The organism is Steroidobacter sp. (genome assembly GCF_036402275.1).
Lineage (GTDB): Bacteria > Pseudomonadota > Gammaproteobacteria > Steroidobacterales > Steroidobacteraceae > Steroidobacter.
Genome location: NZ_DASWTF010000054.1, coordinates 1 through 3146, shown reverse-complemented (window position 1 = coordinate 3146; position 3146 = coordinate 1). Strand labels below are relative to the sequence as shown.

Annotated in this window: 2 protein-coding genes and 1 pseudogene; all 3 read right to left on the bottom strand. The window is 60.7% G+C overall.

Annotation, left to right across the window (positions count from 1 at the left end):
• Positions 1-286 precede the first annotated feature (286 nt).
• Positions 287-1054, bottom strand: a complete 768-nt coding sequence (istB, locus tag VGD45_RS33105) for an IS21-like element helper ATPase IstB (RefSeq protein WP_331159696.1) — start codon at positions 1052-1054, stop codon at positions 287-289.
• A gap of 59 nt (positions 1055-1113) precedes the next feature.
• Positions 1114-2659, bottom strand: a pseudogene (gene istA / locus VGD45_RS33100) (IS21 family transposase); the annotation flags it as partial.
• A gap of 375 nt (positions 2660-3034) precedes the next feature.
• Positions 3035-3146: integrase core domain-containing protein (locus VGD45_RS33095; protein WP_349263410.1), on the bottom strand; the 112-nt coding region annotated here is incomplete at its 5' end.

Sequence of the window (3146 nt, the reverse complement as noted above, 5' to 3'; positions counted from 1 at the left end):
CGAGTTTCGAACGAACTTCGCCTGGCCGGCACCGAGGTCAGTCCGACCGGTGTGCGCGGCGTGTGGCTACGGCACGGCATCGAAACACGCTACAAGCGCCTGATGCGCCTTGAGCAGCATGCACAAGGCGATACCATCGTGTGCGTATTCCGCTGAAGGTGACCGACCGTTCCGCCGGAACGTGACCGGCGATTCCGCCGCGTTTGCGCTGGCGGGGTTTTCTACTCTCGTCGGTCACGATCGGTCAAGATTTCCTGATCTTCGATGGTCATGACCAGGGTATTGCTCAGTCGACGCGAGCCTTGGCTTTGGCATTCTTCGCAGCCTCCCGGCCGCGCAGCGACTCCTTCGCCTCCAGGTGGATTCGGTGTGAGTGATGAACGAGGCGATCGAGGATCGCATCGGCCAGCGTGGGATCGCCGATGTAGTCGTGCCAGTCCGTGATGGGTAGCTGACTCGTGATGATGCAAGCACGAGCGCCGACTCGGTCGTCGAGCAACTCGAGTAGATCGTTGCGTTCCCGCGGACCGATAGGCGCGATGGCAAAGTCATCGATCAGCAGGACGTTGATCTTCGCGATGGCGGCAAGACGCTTGCGGAAGCTGCCATCAGCGTGACAGAGATTGAGTTCCTCGAACAAGCGAGGTGCACGCACATACAACGCGCTCAAGCCTTGGCGGCAAGCCTGATGCGCTAGAGCACAGGCCAGATACGTCTTTCCGCAGCCGGTCGCGCCGTGGATTAGCACGCTTTGATTGGCTCGGATCCAATCGCATGAGGCGAGACTCGTGAGTTGCGATCGGTCGAGCCCGCTGCGAGAGCGGAAGTCGAGGTCCTCGATCACTGCCTCGCGATACCTCAGCTGTGCAAGTTGCAACAGCCGAGTCATGCGCCGGTTCTCTCGATGGAGTTCGTCGCGGTCGAGCAACAACGCCAGTCGCTCCTCGAACGCGAGCCCCTGCGCGGCGTTGTGCGTCATCTGTTCGGATAGCGCCAGTGCCATGCCGTGCAGCTTCAGGCGATTCAGTGTATCGAGCGTGGGTTGGATGAGCATGAGTCGTCGTCTCCTTCGTCGGTGCTTGGGGTTTCAATGTCATTCGTCGATGGGGCACGGAAGTAATCGGCGCCACGAACGTTGCTGTGCGTACGCGAGGCCGTTGCAGCCGCCGTGTCGGCTGCAGGTATCAGATCGGGATGCTGGTCCAACTTGGCTTTGAGGATCGCGATGATGCGTCTACGCATCGGCGAGCCGATGGCGAGCGCTCGGCGACACGCCGCCTCCAGGCGTTGCTCGCCGTAGATCTTCGAGAGATTGAGCAGGCCTAAGCACGCTCGATAGCCCTGCTCGGGATGCGGACGGTTCTCCAGTTGCCACTGCACGACGGCGCGCGTGCCGGTGCCAATGTTCTGGCCCCAGTTGAGTAGTCGCCCGGGCGTCCACTTCATGTGCTTGCGGTGTGCGCTCGGCAATGTGTTCCGGCAGCGTCGTGTGCTTGCCTTTGAGGTAACTGCGCACGTGCGCCGCGACGCGCCCACCTTTGTAGAAGCATTCGACCGCTGAGTCGGTCGCGCGTACCGTGACGTGCTCGCCCACCAGCGAGTGCGGAACGCTGTAGTAATGGCGATCTGCTTCGATGTGATAGTCGATGCCGACTTTCGCCTTGATCCATTCGGCGTACTCGTAGCGCGTCCCCGGCAGCGGCTTCATCGCCGGACGGTCGATCGACGCGAACGCCTCGGCGCGACAGCCAGGCAGCTTCTTGAACGGCCGGCGATTGAGATCGATGAGCAGTTCGGCGATCGCGGCGTTGAGTTCACGCAGCGAGAAAAACTGGCGATTGCGAAGGCGCGCGAGGATCCATCTCTGCACCACGAGTACGCTCATCTCAACGGACGCTTTATCTTTTGCGTGATATGGCCGCGCCGGTAAGATTGCTGCGCCGTAGTGTCGTGCACAGTCTTCGTAGGTCGAGGTTGCCTCCGGCTCATAGCGACAGGCTTTCTTGATCGCCGATTTCAGATTGTCTGGGATCCACAGACCCGGCACTGCCCCGAAGAACTCCAGCATCCGGATATTCGAAGCAATCCAGTCTGGCAGTGTTTGCGTCCACGTCGCTTCTGCGTAGGCATACTTCGATGCGCCTAACGTCGCGACGAAGATCTCGGCAGTGAGGATCTCGCCGCTGGCCGAGTCGATCACCGCCACGGTGTCGCCGCTGTAGTCGATGAACACCTTCTCGCCAGCGCGGTGGATTTGGCGCATCGAGCGCGCAAGCGTTCGACGATACTCGTGGTAGTGCGCGCAGAACTGACTGTATCGATAGGCCTGCTCGCCGTGCGCAGCCTCGTACTCCTCCCACAACAGCTGCAGCGTCACGCCTTTGCGCTTGAGCTCCTGGTGCATCAGTGCGTAGTCAGGCTGCGCATATTCGCGGCGTGGCGCCGCTTGCCGATACAGCATCGCCTCCAGGCGGCTGTCGTCCAGTTCCGGCGGTAATGGCCAGCTCAGGCCTTGCTGCGTCGCTCGCTGCACGGTGTTCGTCACCGCGCCTTTCGACAGTCCCGTCGCAGCAGCGATCTTCTCGTGGCTCAGGCGCGCCTCGAACTTGAGGCGCAGAACGTCTTTGATCTTGCGCATGGCACTCCGTTTGGCTGGCATCGGCCTCCCCGATCAAAATCGGGCAGCTTAACCAGGAAAATGTAAGTACCAGCGCAGCCTCGGCTTCATTCCGGCCGAACGTGACCGATGATTCCGATGATCATGACCGGGGATTCCGGCCAAGGCCGGAAATCGATCACCTTCAATCAGAATCGTCGGTCACGTTCGGTCGGAACGACCGGTCACGTTCAAGCGGAATCGGCGGTCAACTTGGTCCGGAATACGCACGTGCTCAGTGATACCCAGATCCGGTTGCTGGAGCGCCACTCGGTCGAGTTCCGCTGTCGACATGTGGAAGCCTCCCGGCCCGGAGAATTGCTGAATCAGGACACGTTCTACTGGGGCACTGTAATGACCCAGCCGAACCTGCTCAGGTTATGCCGCTAATGCGTAAGCTTCAGCGGGTGTCTTCATCCCCAGCGACTGGTGAGGTCGTCGATTGTTGTAAAAGTTGATCCAGTCACCGATCGCTCGAGTGGCGTGCTGC

Bases quoted from the DNA above. Each gene is read 5' to 3' on its own strand.
- istB (WP_331159696.1), bottom strand. From the start codon at position 1,054: ATGCTCATCCAACCCACGCTCGATACACTGAATCGCCTGAAGCTGCAC.